Annotated in this window: 17 protein-coding genes and 1 pseudogene; 6 read left to right on the forward strand and 12 right to left on the reverse strand. The window is 43.6% G+C overall.

What is annotated here, in order from left to right; translation table 11 throughout:
- Window positions 1-166 precede the first annotated feature (166 nt).
- On the forward strand, window positions 167-1,027 hold the full coding sequence (locus MKY52_RS00875) for a helix-turn-helix transcriptional regulator (protein WP_042125692.1): 861 nt from the start codon (window positions 167-169) through the stop codon (window positions 1,025-1,027).
- Between the two features lie 120 nt (window positions 1,028-1,147).
- Here MKY52_RS00875 and MKY52_RS00880 read toward each other — a convergent pair whose 3' ends face one another.
- Entirely contained in the window at window positions 1,148-3,043 is a 1,896-nt protein-coding gene (locus tag MKY52_RS00880) for a PrkA family serine protein kinase (RefSeq protein ID WP_042186251.1), read from the reverse strand.
- Window positions 3,044-3,223: 180 nt separating this feature from the next.
- On the opposite strand from MKY52_RS00880, the gene MKY52_RS00885 reads away from it, so the two are divergent.
- Window positions 3,224-4,081 (forward strand): DUF2161 family putative PD-(D/E)XK-type phosphodiesterase, encoded by an 858-nt coding sequence (locus MKY52_RS00885; protein ID WP_341049309.1) that lies wholly within the window; start codon window positions 3,224-3,226, stop codon window positions 4,079-4,081.
- Window positions 4,018-4,164, forward strand: a pseudogene (locus tag MKY52_RS00890) (DUF2161 family putative PD-(D/E)XK-type phosphodiesterase); the annotation flags it as partial. The gene MKY52_RS00885 and the pseudogene MKY52_RS00890, both read left to right, overlap by 64 nt.
- 703 nt (window positions 4,165-4,867) lie before the next feature.
- Here the strand turns inward: MKY52_RS00890 and MKY52_RS00895 are convergent.
- Together MKY52_RS00895 and MKY52_RS00900 are read right to left on the reverse strand one after the other, a co-directional pair.
- Window positions 4,868-6,085, reverse strand: a complete 1,218-nt coding sequence (locus MKY52_RS00895) for an aminotransferase-like domain-containing protein (RefSeq protein ID WP_042186247.1) — start codon at window positions 6,083-6,085, stop codon at window positions 4,868-4,870.
- A gap of 139 nt (window positions 6,086-6,224) precedes the next feature.
- Window positions 6,225-6,881, reverse strand: a complete 657-nt coding sequence (locus tag MKY52_RS00900) for a DNA-binding response regulator (protein WP_042186245.1) — start codon at window positions 6,879-6,881, stop codon at window positions 6,225-6,227.
- Window positions 6,882-7,164: 283 nt separating this feature from the next.
- Here MKY52_RS00900 and MKY52_RS00905 point away from each other — a divergent pair, with 283 nt between their 5' ends.
- Both MKY52_RS00905 and MKY52_RS00910 read left to right on the forward strand, forming a co-directional pair.
- Window positions 7,165-7,572, forward strand: coding sequence for a hypothetical protein (locus tag MKY52_RS00905; protein WP_042186244.1), 408 nt, complete (start codon window positions 7,165-7,167; stop codon window positions 7,570-7,572).
- Window positions 7,569-8,636 (forward strand): phosphodiester glycosidase family protein, encoded by a 1,068-nt coding sequence (locus tag MKY52_RS00910; protein ID WP_341049311.1) that lies wholly within the window; start codon window positions 7,569-7,571, stop codon window positions 8,634-8,636. The genes MKY52_RS00905 and MKY52_RS00910 overlap by 4 nt, the downstream gene beginning before the upstream one ends.
- A 367-nt stretch (window positions 8,637-9,003) precedes the next feature.
- On the opposite strand, the gene MKY52_RS00915 is transcribed toward MKY52_RS00910, so the two are convergent.
- The 8 genes from MKY52_RS00915 to MKY52_RS00950 form a co-directional block, all read right to left on the reverse strand.
- Window positions 9,004-9,258: an AbrB/MazE/SpoVT family DNA-binding domain-containing protein gene (locus MKY52_RS00915; RefSeq protein ID WP_039871533.1), complete on the reverse strand. Its 255-nt coding sequence runs from the start codon at window positions 9,256-9,258 to the stop codon at window positions 9,004-9,006.
- Between the two features lie 124 nt (window positions 9,259-9,382).
- Window positions 9,383-9,847 (reverse strand): tRNA (uridine(34)/cytosine(34)/5-carboxymethylaminomethyluridine(34)-2'-O)-methyltransferase TrmL, encoded by a 465-nt coding sequence (gene trmL, locus MKY52_RS00920; protein WP_042125678.1) that lies wholly within the window; start codon window positions 9,845-9,847, stop codon window positions 9,383-9,385.
- A gap of 123 nt (window positions 9,848-9,970) precedes the next feature.
- Entirely contained in the window at window positions 9,971-11,059 is a 1,089-nt protein-coding gene (gene serC, locus MKY52_RS00925; RefSeq protein WP_042186243.1) for a 3-phosphoserine/phosphohydroxythreonine transaminase, read from the reverse strand.
- 110 nt (window positions 11,060-11,169) lie between these two features.
- Window positions 11,170-12,057 carry a hypothetical protein gene (locus tag MKY52_RS00930; protein ID WP_341049313.1) on the reverse strand — a complete coding sequence of 296 codons (888 nt, stop codon included), beginning with the start codon at window positions 12,055-12,057 and terminating at the stop codon, window positions 11,170-11,172.
- A 150-nt stretch (window positions 12,058-12,207) separates the two neighbouring features.
- A complete protein-coding gene (locus MKY52_RS00935) occupies window positions 12,208-14,946 on the reverse strand; it encodes a GH36-type glycosyl hydrolase domain-containing protein (RefSeq protein ID WP_341049314.1) in 2,739 nt (912 codons plus the stop codon).
- Between the two features lie 29 nt (window positions 14,947-14,975).
- Entirely contained in the window at window positions 14,976-15,812 is an 837-nt protein-coding gene (locus MKY52_RS00940; protein WP_341049317.1) for a carbohydrate ABC transporter permease, read from the reverse strand.
- Entirely contained in the window at window positions 15,812-16,705 is an 894-nt protein-coding gene (locus MKY52_RS00945) for a carbohydrate ABC transporter permease (RefSeq protein WP_042125669.1), read from the reverse strand. The genes MKY52_RS00940 and MKY52_RS00945 overlap by 1 nt, the downstream gene beginning before the upstream one ends.
- A gap of 108 nt (window positions 16,706-16,813) precedes the next feature.
- On the reverse strand, window positions 16,814-18,187 hold the full coding sequence (locus MKY52_RS00950) for an ABC transporter substrate-binding protein (protein WP_341049320.1): 1,374 nt from the start codon (window positions 18,185-18,187) through the stop codon (window positions 16,814-16,816).
- Between the two features lie 375 nt (window positions 18,188-18,562).
- Here MKY52_RS00950 and MKY52_RS00955 point away from each other — a divergent pair, with 375 nt between their 5' ends.
- Window positions 18,563-19,597: a LacI family DNA-binding transcriptional regulator gene (locus MKY52_RS00955; RefSeq protein WP_341049323.1), complete on the forward strand. Its 1,035-nt coding sequence runs from the start codon at window positions 18,563-18,565 to the stop codon at window positions 19,595-19,597.
- A gap of 206 nt (window positions 19,598-19,803) precedes the next feature.
- Here MKY52_RS00955 and glnA read toward each other — a convergent pair whose 3' ends face one another.
- On the reverse strand, window positions 19,804-21,228 hold the full coding sequence (gene glnA, locus MKY52_RS00960; protein WP_042186233.1) for a type I glutamate--ammonia ligase: 1,425 nt from the start codon (window positions 21,226-21,228) through the stop codon (window positions 19,804-19,806).
- Window positions 21,229-21,239: the final 11 nt, after the last annotated feature.

A 21,239-nucleotide genomic window follows, 5' to 3' on the forward strand; every position in this document is an offset into this window, starting at 1 on the left:
AACCAATATTGAAAAATCCGTTTGAAATACAGAACTAAAATCAATTATTATTCTACCCATACGCCCCACATTAGTTCTGGAATGTTAATAGTTTCAATGATACACTGAGTGATAATAAGTGGTGAATTTTGACACAAATGTCTGAATACTATCAGGGGCGATTATTATGAACCGAGTTGTTGATCTCTTATATCATGAGTCTGATCAGGAATTAATCTATAATGCATTAGAGCGCACCTTGAAACCAGGTTATTTTTTTGGACCTCATTGCCATGAGAATCTGGAAATCTGTTTAATGAAAGAAGGAGAATGTGACATCATTATTAATGGTGAGAGGATTACCGTTCATAAAGGTGAAATAATGGTCATCTTCCCTCATATGATTCACTCTTTTCATGTAAAATCAGATCAAGAAGCCGTCTTCCTACAAGTTCACTTTTCTCCAGAAAACTTTATTGCAGCAGACCCCAAAGTAAATGAATATATCAGATTTTTACATTATATGTCAGATAGACATATAGCCTATACCTTCCATCCATATACGAAACAGATTCTTTCATGTGTGGATCGTATTTGCGAAGAAGTAAATACTGAAGTAAATATGTACCACAAGTCGCTAGCAAATATTTATATCTACGAATTACTGTTTCTATTATCTCGCGAGATTGAAAAAAGTGTTCGTAAAGTATTCAGAATAAATAATCCCATAGCAATTCGAGCTATCCATTTCATTAGACAAAATGTAGAAAACAATATCACACTAGACGATATCGCTAGCAACTGTAATATAACTACCCGATACCTATCGAAAATTTTCAAACAATACGTGAATATATCGGTGAACGATTATCTTTGTATCACAAAAATTGATAAAGCCATGAATTACATATGTAATACAGAACTCTCCATCACAGAAATATCCTCAAAACTCCAATTTTCTAGTGCACAATACTTCTCAACCGTATTTAAAAAATACAGCGGCGTTACTCCAAAGGAATATAAAAATCTTCGTACGAAGGATATATAGTTAATAATTGTATCTATATAACAAAAAAAATGAGCTTGCTCCGTCATAATCGACTTCGAGCACAGCTCATTTTCATTGTATATCTGTTATTCTTACTACCCTATGTTCATCCTGATGTGCTTACCGATTCAGCAAGCTTCCCACATACTTCAGCAGCTCATTAGCGCAAATTGGGCAATAGTGATGCCCATCAATAAGTCTAGCGCACACCTCATTGATCCGTTTAAGCTGACTTTCATCCGGCGTTTTGGACGAGGTGGTGATTTTGACGATATCTTTGAGATCTGTGAATAGCTTCTTCTCAATCGCTTCCCGTAGGCGGTCGTGGTTGTTGTACTCGAATTTCTTCCCTTTGCGTGAATACGCGGAAATCCGGATCAGGATCTCTTCCCGGAACGCTTTTTTCGCATTCTCAGAGATACCGATTTGCTCTTCAATCGAACGCATTAACCTTTCATCCGGCTCCATCTCCTCATCCGTCAGTGGATCGCGGATTTTGGACCAATTGCAGAAGGCTTCGATATTATCGAGATAATTCTCAAATAATGTCTTGGCGGACTCCTCAAAGGAGTAGACGAAGGCCTTTTGCACTTCGCTTTTAGCTAAAATGTCATATTCTTTGCGGGCAATGGAGATGAAGTTCAAATAACGCTCCCGTTCCTCTTTTGTAATCGATGGATGCTGATCTAGGCCGTCTTTAATTGCACGCAACACATCCAGTGCGTTCATGCACTGCAGATCACCTTTGATCAAAGCGCTGGAAATCCGGTTGATAACATACCGCGGATCTATTCCAGACATTCCTTCATCCAAATACTCCGTTTGCATCTCCTTGAGATCTGCTTCTTTGTAGCCCTCGACCTCTTCACCATCATACATGCGAAGCTTTTTGATCAGATCCATGCCTTGTTTTTTACTTTCTTTCAGACGGGTCAGGATCGAGAAAATAGCAGCGGCACGCAGCGCATGCGGCGCAATATGCACATGGTTCATATCACTCTGGGCGATCAGCTTCGCGTAGATTTTTTCCTCTTCCGATACTCTGAGGTTATACGGAACAGGCATCACAATCATACGGGACTGGAGCGCTTCATTCTTTTTATTAGAAATAAACGACTTATACTCGGTTTCATTGGTGTGAGCTATGATCATTTCATCCGCACTGATCAGCGCGAACCGGCCAGCCTTGAAATTGCCTTCTTGCGTCAATGACAGCAGGTTCCATAGAAACTTTTCGTCGCATTTGAGCATTTCTTGAAATTCCATCAGCCCACGGTTAGCTTTGTTCAGCTCTCCGTCAAAACGGTAAGCGCGTGGATCGGATTCCGAACCAAATTCAGTAATGGTCGAAAAGTCGATACTTCCTGTCAAATCGGCGATATCTTGCGACTTCGGATCGGATGGACTAAAAGTACCAATCCCTACCCGCTCTTCTTCTGACAAAATGACACGAGCCACTTTAACCTGCTCAATATCTCCGGCATAATCATTTCTCAGCCGCATCTGGCAGGACGGGCACAAGTTGCCCTCAATACGCACACCGAGTTCTTTTTCAATCTCTGGACGAAGCTCCAGGGGGATCAAATGTAGTGGATCCTCATGCATCGGGCAGCCCTCAACCGCATATACCGCACCCGCATCCGTCCGCGAGTATTGTTCCAAACCTCTTTTTAACAGCGTGACTAGGGTCGATTTCCCCCCACTGACAGGTCCCATCAATAACAGAATCCGTTTACGAACATCTAGCCGGCGTGCTGCAGAATGGAAATATTCCTCCACTAACTTTTCGACTGCACGATCAAGTCCAAAAATCTCCTGTTCAAAAAACTTATAACGTTTGCGTCCGTTTATGTCCTCTACGCCATGCGACTTGATCATGTCATAAACGCGGGAGTGAGCGGTTTTTGCGGGAGAGGGGTCTTTTTTCAAAAGTTCTATATATTGCTTGAAGGTCCCGCTCCACGCCAAACGGTCGTTCTCAGCCCGATACGAAGCTATTCGCTCAAAAATATCCATTGCTCGCTGCCTCCTCTTGCGCTCCTACTTGCTCTCCTATAGCGTTAAAAAGTGTATTACATACCTATGCGGCAAGCGCGGAATAGTTGACCTCTTTTTTGCTGTGCTATAATAGAGAATCATAAAATCGCAGTAAAACCTTAATGAGAACCCGAAAAAAAGAGCTACGGGAGTGACACTATGGCGATACGACATGAAACGGAGCTTTATGCTCCTTTGAAGGTTTTTTTTGAAAAACAAGGATACAGCATCAAGGGTGAGGTTCGGACTTGTGATTTGGTGGGTATTCGTGAGGATTTAGAGCAGCCTCTAATCGTAGAGATGAAAAAATCGTTCAACCTCGCCTTGCTCCTGCAAGGCGTGGAACGGCTAAAGCTCAGTCCTACGGTCTATCTCGCAGTAGAACGTGTCCGTGATAAAAAAGGAGCGGTAAACCAGCGCTGGGGCGAGCTTAGCGGACTGTGCCGCCGCCTTGGTCTCGGGCTGATCACCGTTGTTTTTTATAAGACCAAGGCCCCGCTGGTCGAGGTGCTCGTCGAGCCGGACGAGACGCCACCTGCGCAGCGCAGCAACAAGCGGCGGCGCGAGCGCCTGCTCTATGAGTTCCGCGAGCGCAGCGGAGACTACAACACCGGCGGCAGCACGCGCGTCAAGCTCGTGACGGCCTACCGTGAGAAAGCGCTGCGTGTCGCGCTTTCTCTGCAGGCAGCGGAGGCGGAAGCCGCCGTCGCTGCCGAGAAGGCCGCTGCGAAGGCTTCGCTCGCAGCGGGCAAACGTGCAGCGGCGAGCACCGCTGCACAGGCTCCGGCGCTGAGCTCAGCGCCGGAGGGGGGCGTGCTGCCGGGGACACGGCAGCACGGGAGGCAGCGGCGGCTGGCACGCGAAGCGGTGCCCCTAGCGCTGCCTCAAGCGCCCGCTCGGCCGGGATCTCTCCGGCCGAGCTGCGGAAGCGTAGCGGCGTACCGAACGCCGCCGCTATGCTGCAGCACAACTACTACGGCTGGTTCCACCGTGTCAGCCGTGGGCGCTATACCCTGACCCCAGCCGGTCAGGCCGCGCTAGTAGAATACGCCGCTATAACTGGCGGCGTACCCCATGACAGCAATCATCACAGTAATTAGCTTGCCTATGCTAAGCAAAAAATTCTTTCAATTTCAAATTTTTGCTGGAGCCTTTATCTTTTTCTCTGCTTTTGATCCTTCACTCGGACTTTTATCATTTTCTTCAATTTTGATCTTTCACTTCGATTTTGATCTTTTAATTCGATTTTCGTTTTTTAATCAGGTTCTAATCATTTACTCGGACTTTAAACTTATTATTCTAATGCACACGTAACAATGTCTAGGTAACGCCAAAAAGCATCCCATCGACGGGATGCTTTTTGTGTTCCAATCCGTTAAGCCATAGAAAAAGAACTAACCTTCGAAGTATTAATCTCAAGCTGACAAGTTGAATTAAGGGGAAATCATCCCTATAATTCCTCAATATACGCGCTAAAAACCGAGATATAGGGATTTCCTCCCTATAAATGCATAGATTGCTCCATAAAAAGGGCTTTTCCCGAAATTTTTAGGGAGAGATTCCCTATAATCTCCATTCCAGAATATAAATCCGCCAGTTATAGGGAGAAATCCCCTATAATGACCTCCCCCGCACTCTACTCCTTGCCTAATGCACCACTCTGTCCCTTATGACTTCCAGGGTGTGTCATACATTATTCTGCCAGTTCATCTGCCCACACATCTACCTGCGCATATGACCGCTCATCAACCTGTGCGTTACTTTAATACGTCCGATCCATCAGATTCCTTAATCAGCACCCACCTAACTCCGAGCCGTGAACTCCTTAACCGCCTCGCTCATCAGATTCATACCAAGTAGCAGCTCATCCCTGCCGGGATGGCTGAAGTTAAGACGAATGTGATTTCCGCTTCCATCTACGCTACATAACGGTCCTGGCAAAAATGCCACTCCCTTACCTAGCGCACATTTTAGCAGTGCCATAACATCCATTCCCTCCGGTGGAGATACCCATAGAAACATACCTCCTGACGGCAGGTCGTAGGAGCTTCCTTTCCAAGCTGGACGTTTTAGCAGTTCAACCATTAACTTCAGTCGGGTGTTATATTCTCGGTTCAGCTGCGCAATATGCTCACGAAGATCAAAAGCGGTCACATCCAACAAATGATGCAAGAGCCGCTGATTTAATGCGCTCGATTGCCAGTCTGCCATCTGCTTGGCAGCAGCCATCATCCCGATCACTTCCCGGCTACCTGCAGCCCAGCCCGTCCGCAGCGCGGGCGCAACGGTCTTGCTGAACGAACCGATATATAATACGTGTCCGCCATCACTTATATTTTCCAGCGCATACAAGGATGGATATCTTGTGGCCCAATGTTCACCATACTTCTGGAAGTGTAGATCACCATAAGAATCATCTTCTACAATCAGGATGTTATACGCGATGCAAAGATCCAACACCTCACGCCGTCTCTCTAGGCTCCATAGGATGCCACTTGGATTCGTAAAGCTTGGTGTTGCGAACAACATCTTAGGCTTATGCAGTTCAATTTGCCTCCGCAAATGATCTGGATGAAGCCCATCCAAGTCACCCTCTACAGGAATAATGATGGCACCCTGCATCCGAAGAGTTTGCAAGAATCCTGGAGATGTCGGATTTTCTACTAATACACGATCTCCCGGATCAATATACACCCGCGACAACAAATCAATCGCTTGCTGGCTCCCCGTTGTTAGCAGAACTCCACCCTCAGTAACAGTTACCCCTTTTTCTCTGAGCCAATCCCCGGCAAGCCACTCCCGAAGTGGACCATACCCTGCAGGATCACCATATTGAAGTGCTCCTGCATCTGCAGATATCACCGTAGAGGCTGCTTCGGCAAGCAGCGATAATGGGAACAGTTCTTCCGCTGGTAATTCTTCAGCAAGCGATATCATGGAGCTTCTCCGTGTTTGGGTGCGAATACTTAGAAGCGGTGACGATAGCAGTGTGTGCGCGCGAGCAGAAAATTGGTAAAGCATGCGAAATCCCCCTTCCCTAGTACCAAGTAGAAATGGCTAAGTTGCCCTCTTTCGAGGACGATTATCCATTTAACGTGATATGCTTTCTTCTATTTCAAGAATATTCCGCCTTTCCCGTCATTATGTCGTATAGCTTGGGTTATGCGTAGATTTGCCTGTTTTGTCTTGAAAAGAGAGCAAATTTCTCAATGGCCTGCGCTCGCGTCGAAACATCAAGCTTCACATAAATTTTGCGCAAGTAATTGTCAATCGAACGACGACTTACTGCAATTTCAAGCGCTATTTTATCATAAGTAATCCCCTGAACGATTCGCTCCATAATAAACATCTCTGTCTGCGTCAATTGAAGAACATCATCCAGTCCTTTAGAAGTCGAAATCGGCCAGGATCCTTTTTCTATCCATTCTAACGGCATTGAAAGAAAACCCACACGTAAACCCAGGATAAGCTGTAAAAGCTGATGAGGAGAAGCTCCTTTCGAGAATATCCCGCTGGCTCCCAGCTCTATGAGGGGCTGTAGCAGATCCCTGCCGTCTTCATCCGTCATCACGACAAAATGTGAGTTTGGTGAGCTTTTTTTCATATTTAACAGCACACTCTCAATATTACCTTCAGGCATATGATAATCTGCCAGCACTAGCTCGGGATTCTTTTCCCTTACGATGGAAGCGCCTTCGTCCCAAGTTGAATACATTCCTAGAACTTTAAGCTCTCCTCCCTCTTCCAAAATCAATTTTGTCCCCAGCATACTTGTAGGATGACACCCCACAATAACCACCTGCCAAACCTTCATCATTAATGCCCAGACCTCCTGCTTTATATAATCATCCAGAAAGGAAAGCGCCGCAGCGTTTCCGGTTTAAACGCAAGCAAGGAAGTATGATGACTTGTTCGTTTATTCTCTCGCCGGTTACCTTGAGTACGTCTATCAGAAATTCCAATCTATAGAAATTGTATCGCAGTAGTTTAATAGGATGCAATTACTTTTTCTAGTTTTCACACTCTCTTACATTTTTGCGAAACTAGTCAAAGTCTGATAGAATGGGGACTTGAAAAAAAGACCAACCCGAGGTGATCAAATGCAACCGCTAGCGGAAACGTCCCCGGTACACTCGCGCCGTGCTGCTGTGAGAAGCGGCCCTTCCGTAAAATGGTTTTTACTGTTCTGGATCGTGATGATTGGAATTGGTGTATATGCTGTATACAGCTACACAAACCATTTGAAGCAGCAAGTGCTGAGCGAACTTAGCAATCAGAGCCAGCAGCAGCTTACCGTTCTGAAGACCGACTATGAGTCGAAAATTGCCGTTCTCACTGAAGAAGTGAAGGAATTGCAGAATACAGTGCAAAGTTTTAACGAACTATTAACCTTCACTAAAGATAATGCAAGTGCCAAGACAGACAATAGTAACAAGCTATATACGCAATTGAGCGAAGTTAGCAAACAGTTAGAAGCTTTGAAGAAAGAAATGGATCTGATCAAATGATGACGCCAGTCAAGAGAGTGAACCGTTTCTTTATGCTTCTGACCGCACCTTTTTTAGGTTTACTGATATGTATGTGGTGGTATCGACCACCGCTCGAGCTGGATCTTGATGTAGGACAATTCGCACCTATCTCAGGGCCTCTGAATGAAACAGCTATCCTAAAAAAGGATTTAACCCTAGCCGAAGGTACTGCATCCTACACCATAGATGCAGTCAGCGCTAGCGCTAAGCTATATAAAGGAACCACTACTGCTATGAATAAGTTAGTCGAGACAGCGAAGACTCAAGCGAGCCGTCCTGAGCTTATCTATAACCGCCGGATATCCGCCAAGCTTGGAATACCTTCGGAGGTCCTTACTAGCGACCGGATTAGAATCGAGCTGTATAAGCTGAATCCAGGTAACTATAAGGCCTATGCTTTGAAGATCAAATTGAAGGATCCAACTGCGATGCAGATGAGTCTTGCGAAGGAAGCTACTGGTGGCGCAGAAACTACAATGCACGCTGTACAAAGTCATGGTGCTATTGCAGGTATTAATGCTGGAGGTTTTGCGGATAAAGCCGGAAAACGCTATCCCTTAAGCACTACTGTCGTTGATGGAAAGTATCTCAATGGTTTCGAGCCGACATTCAAGGATCTCAGCTTCGTAGGTCTGAACAAGTCCGGACAGTTAATCGGCGGGAAATTTTACAGTCGCGCACAGTTAGACCAACTCGAACCCGTATTTGGTGCAACCTTTGTGCCTGTTCTACTTAAGAATAACGTCAAAGTACCGATCCCGGAAAAGTGGAAAACATCCCCCAATCGGGCGCCACGTACAGTAATCGGTAATTATAAGGATGATCAGCTTCTCATCTTTGTAGCGGATGGCTATAATGAGCTTGGCAGCTCTGGTGCCCGACTAGAGGAAATTCAGAACAAACTATATAACATGGGTGTCATGGATGCTTATAATCTGGATGGTGGAGGATCGTCATCACTCATCTTCAATGGAAGAGTAGTCAACAAGCCATCAGACGGAAATCTTAGAGCTGTACCAACAAATTTCCTGTTTTTTAAATGATTATAGTAAAATGTCTATGCAACATATCACATTTGCGTTTATTTTTATTGATTTGCAGGGTATAATCTTGATAACGAATACATTTGCTAATGGAGGTGCCAGTATGTCGTTCTCATTAACCTTTTGGATCGTAACTATCGTATTTGTGTTATTTATGGTCGGCATCCTTACCTCATCTTACAACGACGACAAAACAAAAGGTCTATAAGCAAGAAATGTCTCAGCAGCCACTTGGCTCTGAGGCATTTCTTTTATAAGCCTGAAATAAAAAAACTGTCACATAAGTAGAGAAATCTACGAATGGGACAGTTTCTTTATTTAGAAAACTATTGGCTGTCAGAATTCTAAATGTGTAAATATGTACTTCCTAGGCGTGTCTTGGCAATTGCGTCATTTCTGAGAGGCATGCAGCGCAAATATAACGATCTTTATATTCACTTACACCTTCCATTGATCCGCAGAAAACACATTTTGGACGGTATCGCTCCAAGATGATATGGTCACCCTGTACCAAAATTTCAACCGGGTCGCCTTCATTCATCTGATACCTTTTACGCAGGGACTTAGGCAGAACAATTCTACCCAGCTGATCCACTTTGCGAACTACACCAGCAGGTTTCATATCTAACGTACACCTCTCCTGTTCAACTAATAATTTGTAGCTACTATATATTTCGGCTCATTCATTATATTTCGTTATTAAAATGTCGAATCCTGCTGAAAAAAACAAAAAAAATGTCTTTTTTCTAAACAAGATTAGGAAAATCCAGCTGTCGAAGGGCTTCATATACAATAATAGCTGCAGAATTCGATAAATTCAGCGATCTCACGGCATCACTCATTGGCATGCGCATTTTTGTTTCTTTACCCGCTTCCAGAATTTCAGCAGAAAGCCCCTTCGTTTCTTTACCAAAGACAAAGAAGTCTCCATCTTGAAAATCAAAATCGCTATATCTCTTCTCCGCTTTCGTCGTTGCGTAAAAGAAACGTCCCTCACTGTACTTCTCAAGTACCTCAGCAAAAGAGTCGTGGTATTCAATGTTAACAGCGTGCCAGTAATCCAATCCTGCTCTTTTCAATGTAGCATCGTCTGTACGGAATCCGAGCGGGCGAACCAGGTGAAGATGAGTGCCTGTTGCTGCACAGGTACGCGCAATGTTTCCAGTATTGGCCGGAATTTCCGGCTCAACTAATACGATATGGAGTGCCATTATATGGTTCCTTCCTCTCTAAAGGCTTAATAGCCAGATGTTTTACTCTAGTGCATAACCATAGCTTCTCCAAACAAACTGAAAACCTTCCACCCATAGGCGGAAGGTTTACGATAGAGTTCATTAACCTTGAGTTTGCCGGAAATGGTTCATGAAATCAGAAAGTGCTTTAACACTTTCGTAAGGAACTGCATTGTAAATGGAAGCGCGCAAGCCACCCACACTACGATGTCCCTTTAAGCCGACAAAACCTTCCAGTTCAGCAGCTTTAACAAACCGTTTTTCGAGTTCTTCCGATTGCATCCGGAAGGTAACGTTCATAATAGAGCGACTGCTCTTCTCAGCAACGCCACTGTAGAAGCCGTCACTTCCATCGATGTGATCATATAATAGACCCGCTTTTTCAAGGTTCTTGGAATGGATACCAGCAAGACCACCTTGCTCCTCAATCCATTTTAATACTTCGTTAACCATATATACAGAGAAAGATGGAGGTGTATTGTAAAGAGAGTTATTTTTGTAATGAGTGCTGTAACGCATGATAGTTGGAATGTTAGAAGGTGATTCTGCGAGCAATTCCTCTTTAGCAATAACTACAGTCACACCGGAAGGACCAAGGTTCTTTTGTGCTCCAGCATAGATCATTCCGAATTGGTTGACATCGATTGGCCGGCAAAGGATATCACTGGACATATCTGCGATGAGCGGAATCGAGCCAGCATCCGGATATTCTGCATATTGCGTTCCTTCAATGGTCTCATTGGAAGTAACGTGAAGGTAGGCAGCATTTTCCGCAGCTTTAATCGAACTCAATTCAGGTATAGCTAAGAATTTCTTGTCTTCGGAAGAAGCAGCAACATGAGCGCCCCCTACCAATTTAGCTTCTTTATAAGCCTTATCTGCCCAGCTACCTGTCATAACATAGCTACCTACTTGGCCTTCGGAAATCAGGTTCATAGGGATCATAGCAAACTGTGTGCTTGCTCCACCTTGTACGAACAATACCTTATAGCCCTTCGGATTGCCGAGGAGCGAAAGCAGACGTTCCTGCGCTTCATTATGCACGGATTCGTAGATTGCTCCACGGTGCGACATCTCCATGATAGACATTCCACTTTCTCGGAAATCAACAAACTCCGCTTGTGCGCGTTCCAGTACCGTAAGCGGCAATGCTGCCGGTCCGGCATTAAAATTGTATGCTCTCTTATTCAAAACTACTCCCCACCCTTTCTCTCCTATCAATATGGATATCGCTTATGATAGCAATAATCTCACACACCAGCAAGTATAATTATTCACATAAAAGCTTTGATTACTGCTTATCATGATGTGAAAAAATGATAAGTTCGGCTCCAGGACTTGCTTTCATGCGGTAAAAGACTAATGTTCACAAAAACTTCAGGTGAGACCACATGGCGTTCTCCCCATAGCGCCATTCGTGCTACTGGGAAATCTCCGCTCTCGCGTACTCCTGTTCCACTAGGCTTATGAACCAACTCCCAATTGAACTCAGCCTCTGGACCTCCCCAGCCACTCAGCTTGCAGTAAAATGACCGGTCTGGCTCTTCTGACCAAGTAAGGGTATTACCAGATACCTCTAGCAAATTATTCGTGTATTGAGATTCTGGCTCTTCTACTTTGAGCCCATTCGAGAGGCGCAACTCAAAATCCGAACCTATATTCAAACCATCAATTCCTACGAAATTGTGGATGTACTCCTCGGTTTGGATTGGCTTATCCCCTTTGTTATGCAACTCGTATGCAATTTTCAATTGGTCGTCCTTTATAGAGATCGTTTTGGTCAAAAGCATCGCGTATCCATTACTTTCCATCGGCTGGACAGTATATGTAATCGAATCATCCCTAACCTCCATATCAACAGCAAAGGGGGTTAGTGGATATTTATTATGAAAGCTATAGCTCTGCGAATCCAGCTTTTGTAACAATCCGATTCCGGGCTTTGGAAACCAGCCTCCGATCGGCGCTTCATCATACCCAATTGCCCGGGAAATGCCAAACTCGTTGCATAGTCCACTTCCGCCAGTACCTTCGCCTTCCTTCAAGCTCTCTGGCACACAAAACGTATGGTTACCACTTTCTAACGTAACTTGTGTGATAAACCCCGTCCAGTCAAAACGAGTCCCTTTATAATCTTCTCCAATATCAGCGATATCCACAGATAATACGCCATTTGACAGCCTGTAACCCATCCTTCACAAACCCCTTTCAATCATTCAACAAATAAGTAAATTAGCCCCATTATATCATCTATGAAGAACCTTAGTTTTTATAATTTTCAAAAAAACGTCTGCAGCCGCTATTCATAACGGTGCAGACGTTTATAAAAATTCTAGTTAAGATTACGCCAGAGTCACTTCAATCACGTGAAGCTTCTCTGTCTGCAGAGAAAGTAGCTCCTCACGTGGAATAACAGCACTTCCTGAGCCGCGCTGCAGCGTCACCTCGCTGCCGTTCAACGTAACGGAGTGTATTTGGTACTCTCCGTAGTTAAAGCTTCCAGTGGCTTTATAGACCACTTCAAACTCACGATCTGCAAAGATCGTCTTAATTGATGCTTTACCCTCGGAATCAAATTGTTCTTTTACTAATTTAGGTTCTAGCAATAGATCTCCCAGCTTGCCCTTCACACCAAATACTTCAGTGACCATGGTTAGCAAGAGCCAGCTTGCGGAGCCTGTTAGATACGTGTACATCCCTCTGCCTTGCTCGTTAATATATTCAGGTATACCTGGGTAGATGCGAGCTTTTTCGAAATCCGTACTCAAGCTGTAAAGAGATTCAAGGACCTTATGACCTTCTTTTACATAACCACGTTTGTACAATGCATTTCCATACATGATGGTCATGTGACTGAACATGGCCCCATTTTCTTTATGGCCAAAAGCAAAACCAAAAGCACGACCCAGATTTTGCTGAATCCCACCGAAACGGGAGTTAAGCCTGTATCCTATCTTGTCATCAAACAGATTACGATCTACAGCTGCTATAATGTGTGGAATTTGCTCCGGAGCCGCTGCATGACCCATAAGCGGGAACACTTGACCCGTAAGCGTCATACGAACGCCTTCAGAAAATTCCCCCTCTACCTGTTCACCATCGTTATTATAATAACCATTAAACCAGCCATCGCCATTCTCGCTCTGTACCCACTCGTTGCTACGCAAATGGTTAAATAACCATTCCGCTTTTTGCTCCAGATCATCAGCTACTTTATCAATATCGAGAGATACACGAACTCCACTCACCTTATTTGGTGCGGCAGCATAATATCGATCCAATCTCTCATGCTTACCTGATACAGAACCATAATCCACAGACTCGTTAAGAGTATCCAGCAGTAGCTGCATTTCTTCGGCTAATTCAACAGTTTCCTGACCTTTAGAAGTCTTAAGGTTACGCAGGACCCGGGAAATATCCAATAGATTGCTAGCATAGAAAGATGTAAATGCTACACTCTCTCCGCGATCCGCCCCCATATCAAGGCCATCATTCCAGTCCGCGCCTTCGAGCAGGATATTATTATGTTCTCCTACATTAAAGAACGGAACTAGATTTTGCAGTAAAATATGTTCCAGAATTGTACCTTTGTAGATTTCTCCAGAAACTGTTCTAAGATCACTACCTACAGAGGTATTCCATGAAGTATCACGTTCCTTACAACGACTCATAAAAGTATCCCGGAAATAAGTCTGTTCTTGCAACAAGAAATCAAGATCACCACTCTGATCCAGATAGAGCATCGTTGTTAAAAATGGCCATGCCCCATGATCCATCCATACACGAGGGATATTGTTACGGTCAGCGATAAATTCACCTGGCTGTTGACCGATAATGGTTGCGTTACTGCCATCAATTCTCACACCAGCATAATTGTTGAAGAGTAGGCTACGAACTTCGGCAGGCTCCATAATGAGCAGTGCCAGACAGTCTTGCCAAAGATCTCGCCAACCACGTCCGCCTCTTCCATAATCATGATACGGTAAGAAGGAGTTACCATACAGTCTTCTAAGGACCGGTTGGATGGTTACCCATTTCATCCATTGATCTGCATCCGAGTCGCCGGTATGAAATTCAACCATATTCACTTTGTCTGCCCAGAACGCTTTAGTTTCCTCTAGCAGATGATCAAAAGCTTCAGAAGTACCATATTTACTCATCAACGCTTCAACGTTAATTCTATCACTATCAATTGCCATAACTACGACATAAGAATGGCTTGCACCAGAAGGCAAGGTAATTGAAGCAAAACGAAGGCCACCAACGGCTTCATAACCCTCTCTATCCACGCCGCCACCTTTACCAATCTCTGGCGTAGCATTCAGAATAACAGCTTCTGGCCAGTCAAGACTTCCACCTTCACCGATAAATTCTTCTTGAATCGGGAAGAAACCATCAGGCTGACTGCCATCACCTTCTGCACCAAATACACCGTAAGAAGTGTGATTAATGCGATGACCACGCTCATCGAAAGATAGTGCAGGTTGAACCTCAACACCATAAGCTGAGGTGTAAATCCGGTTCAGCAGGGAAGTTACATGTCTGTGATCGCGCAGATCATCTGCGGAACGGGCATACAAGGGAACTACCGCCGTTGGCGTAAGAGTAAGCTCCCCTGTTCCCGTATTCGTCAACGTAACTTTCATAAGTTCTACCTTGTCGTTACCGCTAGGTACGAAGCTGGTAATCTCAGCTTTGACACCCATCTCAGAGTTGCTGCGAGTCACACGATGCCATAGAAATCCAGCCTCAAGTACTGCATCATCAGCAGATGGGGTGTAGAACGCTGCATTTTGCTTAGCAGAGTTTCCAGCTGCAGACCAAGCACCTTTGCCTTCGACGTAAACCCAGAAATTACGCGAGGCGCGTGAATTATGCAAATCTTCAACAGATAATGGCGGTGTTAAAAATGTATTATGACCTGTTGTCGCCTGACCATGAAGCTTCGGGGTTACAGTCGACATCATTCCCCCCTCATTTACTAGAGGGAAGTATAAGAAACTACTATGATCCGGTTGCTGAAGCTTGAACTCCCCGTCCTTTCCGGTGAATTCAAAGCCTTGAATTTTTTTGCGGTCCATTGTCCCCATCCTCTCATTTACACATCTACTTAAGCTTTAACCGCACCTGCCAATGCACCGTCAACAATATACTTTTGAATGAAGGTGTACAGGACGATAAGTGGTGCGGATACGATCATGATACCGCACGCCAACATAGGCCAGTTGTTCCCGTATTGACCACGGAATTCTTTAAGCCCGAAGGTAATTGGATAATGTTCCGGACTTGGCAAATACATGACCGGTCCCACAAAGTCATTCCAGATGGTAATCGCTGTTAAAATAACACCCGTTGCGATAACAGGTTTCATCAGCGGCATAATGATCTGGAATAGATATCGCATATACCCAGCACCATCCATACCTGCAGCTTCATCCATCTCACGGCTGATCCCTTTAATATAACCTACGAACATCATGAAGACGATCCCTGTTCCTCCTGTTTTCAGGAGAATATAACCCAGCTTCGTATCATAGCCCACGAATCCAAGCTCTTGTTTCAAGGTAAGCATCAATTTGAACTGTGCAACCATAGGGTTAGGCAAGAACTGTGACATCAAGAAGAACAAATAAATAAACCCGCTCCACTTCACATAATTTCTCGCCACCGGGAAAGCACCGAATAACGACACGATAAGTGTAAGTACTGTTGCTACGGCTGTATACAGCAGACTGTTCAGGAAATAATTAGAGAAATTACCTTTTAACCAAGCTTCCTTGTAATTATCCCATTGAATACTTTTCACAAGTCCGATCGGGTCTAGCAGGTAATCTGTGAAGGACTTGAATGAAATATTTATAACAAACAATAGTGGCATGATATACAAAACAAGCAATACTGCAATCAGAATATAAGAGAGAGTTTTGGCGGTTTTGGAATCTTTCATTAATACTCCACCTCTCTCTTACGCATTTGTTTAACTGCAAATACAACGAAGACCAGAATCATAAGGAACTGCACCACAGAAAGCGCGGATGGAAGTCCCATCTGTAGAGAACCACGGAACGTCTCTTTATACACGTCATAAGCCATCGTTCTTGTGTTAAAGCGACCGTCCGTAGTTGCGAGAATAATATCAAAGGTCGACATCGCACCGATAATGGACAAAATAATATTAATGGTGAACGATGGAGCAATAAGTGGGAACGTAATGTTCTTAAAAGATTGCCACTTCGTGGTTCCATCAATATATCCAGCTTCATATAGATCTTTCGGAACGGATTGAAGTCCTGCAAGGAAAATCAGCATGGAGTAACCCATGTACATCCAAATTTGCGTGAATATAATATAACCAAACGCATGGGTGAAGCTTCCAAAGAACATATCTTTATAACCGAACAAAGAATCATACAGTTGATTGACAGGACCACTAAGCGGATCGAACATCAAGCCCCATACCAGTGCAACTACCGATACACCGAGGACAACCGGCAAAAAGAAAACTGCGCGATAAAAATAATCGCCTTTCAGCTTCTGATTAATCACTACGGCCATAAGGAGACCGACACCGTTCTGTACGATTGTAACAATGATCATGAAATAAACAGTTCGTATAATGGAATCCCAACGTTCGCCAGAATTTCCGGAGTTAAAAACACTATAATAATTGTCAAGGCCTACGAAATTCAACTTGCTTCCAGGAACGTTAGTAATATCTGTAAATGAATAGATGACCGTCATCATAGAGGGTCCAAAATAAAAAACAACGTACAACGATAATGGAATCATAAGCAGCAGAAGTGGTAAATATCTTTTTATACCTTTTCCGAACGGATACATTTCTCTCACCTACCCAATCCTAATTCAATAAAATGATCGGGGTCTGTACGAACAGACCCCGATGTTGTACACAGTATGTTGTAGATATCTGTTTATTGGGATAACAGCTTATTTAGGAGCTGCAGCTTCCCATTCTTTTTGTTGAACATCTGCAAGTTCTTTAGCGGTTTTAAATTCGCCACCTGGTGCAAGGTATTCAGTGTGTACACCCTCGGCAGCAATGTGCTCGCCAACGTTATCACGGTTAATCATCATGATTTCATAAGCTAGCTCAAAGTCACCTGTCATGTAAGGAGCAAGCTCTTTGTCAATAAAGTCACTGTCAGTTGCAATGTTATCTTGTGTTGGCAAAAAGCCTGCAGCTTTAACGTATTCCGTGTAGTTTTCTGGTTCAGAGAAGAATTCCAGCCATTTCAAAGCGCCTTCTTTGTTCGGACCTTTTTCTGCTGCATACCAAGTTACATCGTATTTACCTACAAGTGAATTGTTTTTAGCAGCGTCTTCAGTAGCTGGAATTGGGAAGTATCCAAATTTCAGATCTGGATTAGCAGCAGCAATCGTAGGAGCATCCCAAGTTCCGTCAGCGATCATAGCTGCTTTACCTGTTGCAAAGTACGAGGGTGCTGTTGCATAGTCAATCCCTAAGAAACCGTCGATGAAATAGTTATCTTGAAGTGTCTTCATTTTTTCTAGCACTTCTACAGCCTCAGCATCGTTGAACGCCGAAGTACCTTTCCAAACGCCTTCAATCCATTTTTGTTGGTTGCCTCCACCTAGAATCTTAGACTGCAAACCGAACACTGGTAGTTTCAAAGGCCATACATCTTTACCAGCCACTACGATTGGCACGATGCTCTTGGATTTCAGAGTATCAAGAAGACTAATAAACTCTGTCCATGTAGTAGGTACAGTCAAACCGTTTTCTTCAAACATTTCTTTATTATAGAAGAAACCTGACATTGCTACTTTACCGGTTGGGATCGCATACACTTTATCGTTGTAAGTACCCGCCTTGGCAATATCATTCGCATTGTAGTTTTTAACGAAAGCTTCGCTGCTCAGATCAGCAATCAAACCGGAATCAATCCATTGTTGCCAGTCTGGCACTTTCGCACCTGGTGTCCAATCTTTCGGAGACAATCTCATACCGGAAAGATCGGCAAGGACGTCTACGTCACCAGCTGTGATTCTCGCTCTTTGCGCTTGTTTGAATTCATCATCCGGACCAGTGGTTGTGTATTCCACTTTATATTCTGGATATTTCTCTTCAAACTTCTTATTAATGTCTGTAATGACTTTGTTAATGTTCTCTTGTTTCCAGTGCAAGATCTTAATCACTTTCTTGTCACCAGATGCTGGCTTGTCTGTTCCGTTCCCCGGAGCATTTGTAGCCTCACCTTTTGTGTTGTTGCCGCTTCCACATGCTGCTAATGAGAGCACTAGCGCTGAGCTCAACAATATTGCAGAAAGCTTCTTTACCATTTTTGTTACCCCCCAGATAATTTGTTACGACCTTTTAACGAAACACTATTTTAATTACTGAAATCACGAAACTTTAACGACAATAATACAGAAAGCGGTTTCGTTGTTTTTATTATTACATCGTTATTTATCTTTGTAAAGTCTTTTTTATTCTTAGTCTTTGAACTATTTTTGACCATATATCTATAAAAACCCTTTGATATATAGGACATTCCTGCCAGACAACTAAACATCCCATTGACTATCTACCTATATAATTATAAAATCATTTACGAAAACGTTTCGTAATTCATATTTAAAATCCATAAAAAGTTTAACTCAACTCTACTTTTATCATAGATTACGGAGTATTTCGCATTATAAGGAGGACTAAAGTTGGCCTATAACATTAAAGACATAGCGAAAATAGCTGGAGTTTCTGTTTCGACAGTATCTAAAATCATAAATAACTACAGTGATATTTCGGAAGACACCAAGACTCGGGTACAACAAATCATAAAGGAAACTGGATATACTCCCTCCAACTCAGCAAAAACATTAGCTACAAAATCATCGAATCTGATTGGTGTTATTTTTGCAGGAATGCTGAACGTTGACTTTACCCACCCTTTTTTCATCGAAGTTCTAAATTCCTTCAAAAAACAAATGGGACTGTTAGGTTATGACCTGATCTTTTTCTCTAACGAAAAATTTAAAAGTGGCGATACTAATGATTATCTTGCCCGTTGTCTGCATTTTAATGTAGATGGCTGCCTACTTATTACCGGACAAGAGCTAGAAACCTCCATCAGCGAATTGGATAATAGTTCTATCCCATGCATCGGCGTAGATTTAAAGCTGTCAGGCGACAATTCGGGTTATATCATGTCTGATAATTTTAAGTTGTCTACCAAGGTAGTCGAACACTTTTACTTATTAGGCTATCGAGAACTTGGTTATATCGGCAGCTCCTCTGAGTCAGAAATCTCCAATATACGTGAAAGTGGTTTCCGCAAAGCACTTGAAGATTTAGGACTACCGATCAACGAAAACTGGTTCTTAAACGGCAGCAACTTCTTTGAAGCCAGCGGGTATGAGACCATGCGTAGAATGATTTCGAATGGAAACTTGCCCAGAGCGATATTCGCGGCTTCTGATCAGCTAGCTATTGGAGCTATGCGTGCCCTAAAGGAATCTGCTATTGCTGTTCCTGGTACCGTCGCAATTATTGGCTGTGACGATATCGAAGCCTGCAATTACACAACACCACTCTTGACTACGATTAAACAAAATAAAGATAAGATTGGTCGTCTAGCCGCGTTAATGCTGTATGATCTAATAAACAATCAATCAGGCACGAGCTCTTTCAGCGTCGAGCCAGAGCTCATCATAAGAGAATCCTGCGGAGCTCCTGAGCGGGGTTTAGTATAGATCCCTAAGTGATACCTCTACTTAATTAAAGCGGAACACAGGTCAGAATATTAAACTATAGAAGCAAAAATGAGGATATCCTTAGTCATATCAATGGCCAAAGATATCCTCATTTTTGTTAGGATCAATACAAAAGGTGTTCCTAAGTCATTTTCATGACTTAGGAACACCTTTATTTGTTAAAGCTTTATATGATTTGAGTAATCTTACAGGTCGAAGTACAAAGAATATTCATGTGGATGAACACGAATCGCAACCTCTTGAGCCTCGGAACGTTTCAGAGCAATATAGTTATCAATGAAGTCCTTAGTAAATACGTCGCCTTCTGTAAGGAACTCGTAATCAGCTTCCAAAGAATCAAGCGCTTCGCTCAGGCTACCTGGAACGCTGCGGATCTTTTCTTTGTCTGCATCGGACAATTCGTAGATGTTCTTATCCAGAGGACCGTAACCCAGTTCTTGTGGGTTGATCTTGTTTTTGATTCCGTCCAGACCTGCCATCAGCATTGCGGAGAATGCCAGGTAAGGGTTAGCGGTGGAGTCCGGTGTACGGAACTCGATACGACAGCCCTTCGGTGTCACAGCCGCTACTGGAATACGAACTGCTGCAGAACGATTTCCTTTGGAGTATACCAAGTTAACCGGTGCTTCGTAACCAGGAACCAAACGTTTAAAGGAGTTGGTGCTTGGGTTAGTCAAAGCGATCAAAGCTGGTGCATGATACAAAATACCGCCGATGTAGTGAAGAGCCATTTCGCTCAAGTTAGCATAAGCGCCTTTTTCGTAAAACAAAGGAGTGTCTCCGTCAAAGATCGATTGGTGTACGTGCATTCCGCTACCATTATCGCCAAACAGTGGTTTTGGCATGAAGGTTGCTACTTTGCCGTACTGACGTGCAGTGTTTTGTACAATATATTTATAAGTCATGAGATTATCAGCAGTTTTCTTCAAGGTATCAAAACGGAAGTTAATTTCCGCTTGGCCTGCAGTTGCTACTTCGTGGTGATGACGCTCAATGCGTAGTCCCACTTCAGCAAGCAGACGACACATTTCACTACGGATATCCTGTTGGGAATCCACAGGTGCTACAGGTACATATCCACCTTTAACGCCAACTTTAAATGCAAGATTGCCGCCCTCTTCTTTACGACCCGTATTCCAAGCCGCTTCTTCAGAGTCTACGAAGAATGAGGAGCTGTTCATACCGCTCTCGTAACGAACATCATCAAAGATAAAGAATTCAGACTCAGGTGCGAAGAATGCTGATGTTCCAACTCCGCTCTTCTGAAGGAATTCTTCTGCTTTCACAGCAATACCGCGAGGATCGCGCTCATAGCGTTCACCATCAGGAGTGAAAATGTCGCACATAACGTTCAGCGTTGGATGAGCTGTGAACGGATCAATGAACACACTGTTCGGATCAGGCATCATAACCATGTCTGATTCTTCAATACCACGGAATCCTTTGATGGAAGAACCGTCGAATGCTACCCCATTTACAAAAGTTTCATCTTCCACTTCAGATGCAGGCAGAGAAATGTGGTGAGCACGGCCACCTAAATCTACGAATCGAAAATCTACCCACTCGATATTGTTTTCTTTAATTGTTTGCAACACTTTTTCAACCGACATGAATTTTTCCT

Origin of the sequence: Paenibacillus sp. FSL P4-0184, from assembly GCF_038004625.1 — a bacterium.
Classification (GTDB): Bacteria; Bacillota; Bacilli; order Paenibacillales; family Paenibacillaceae; genus Paenibacillus_AQ.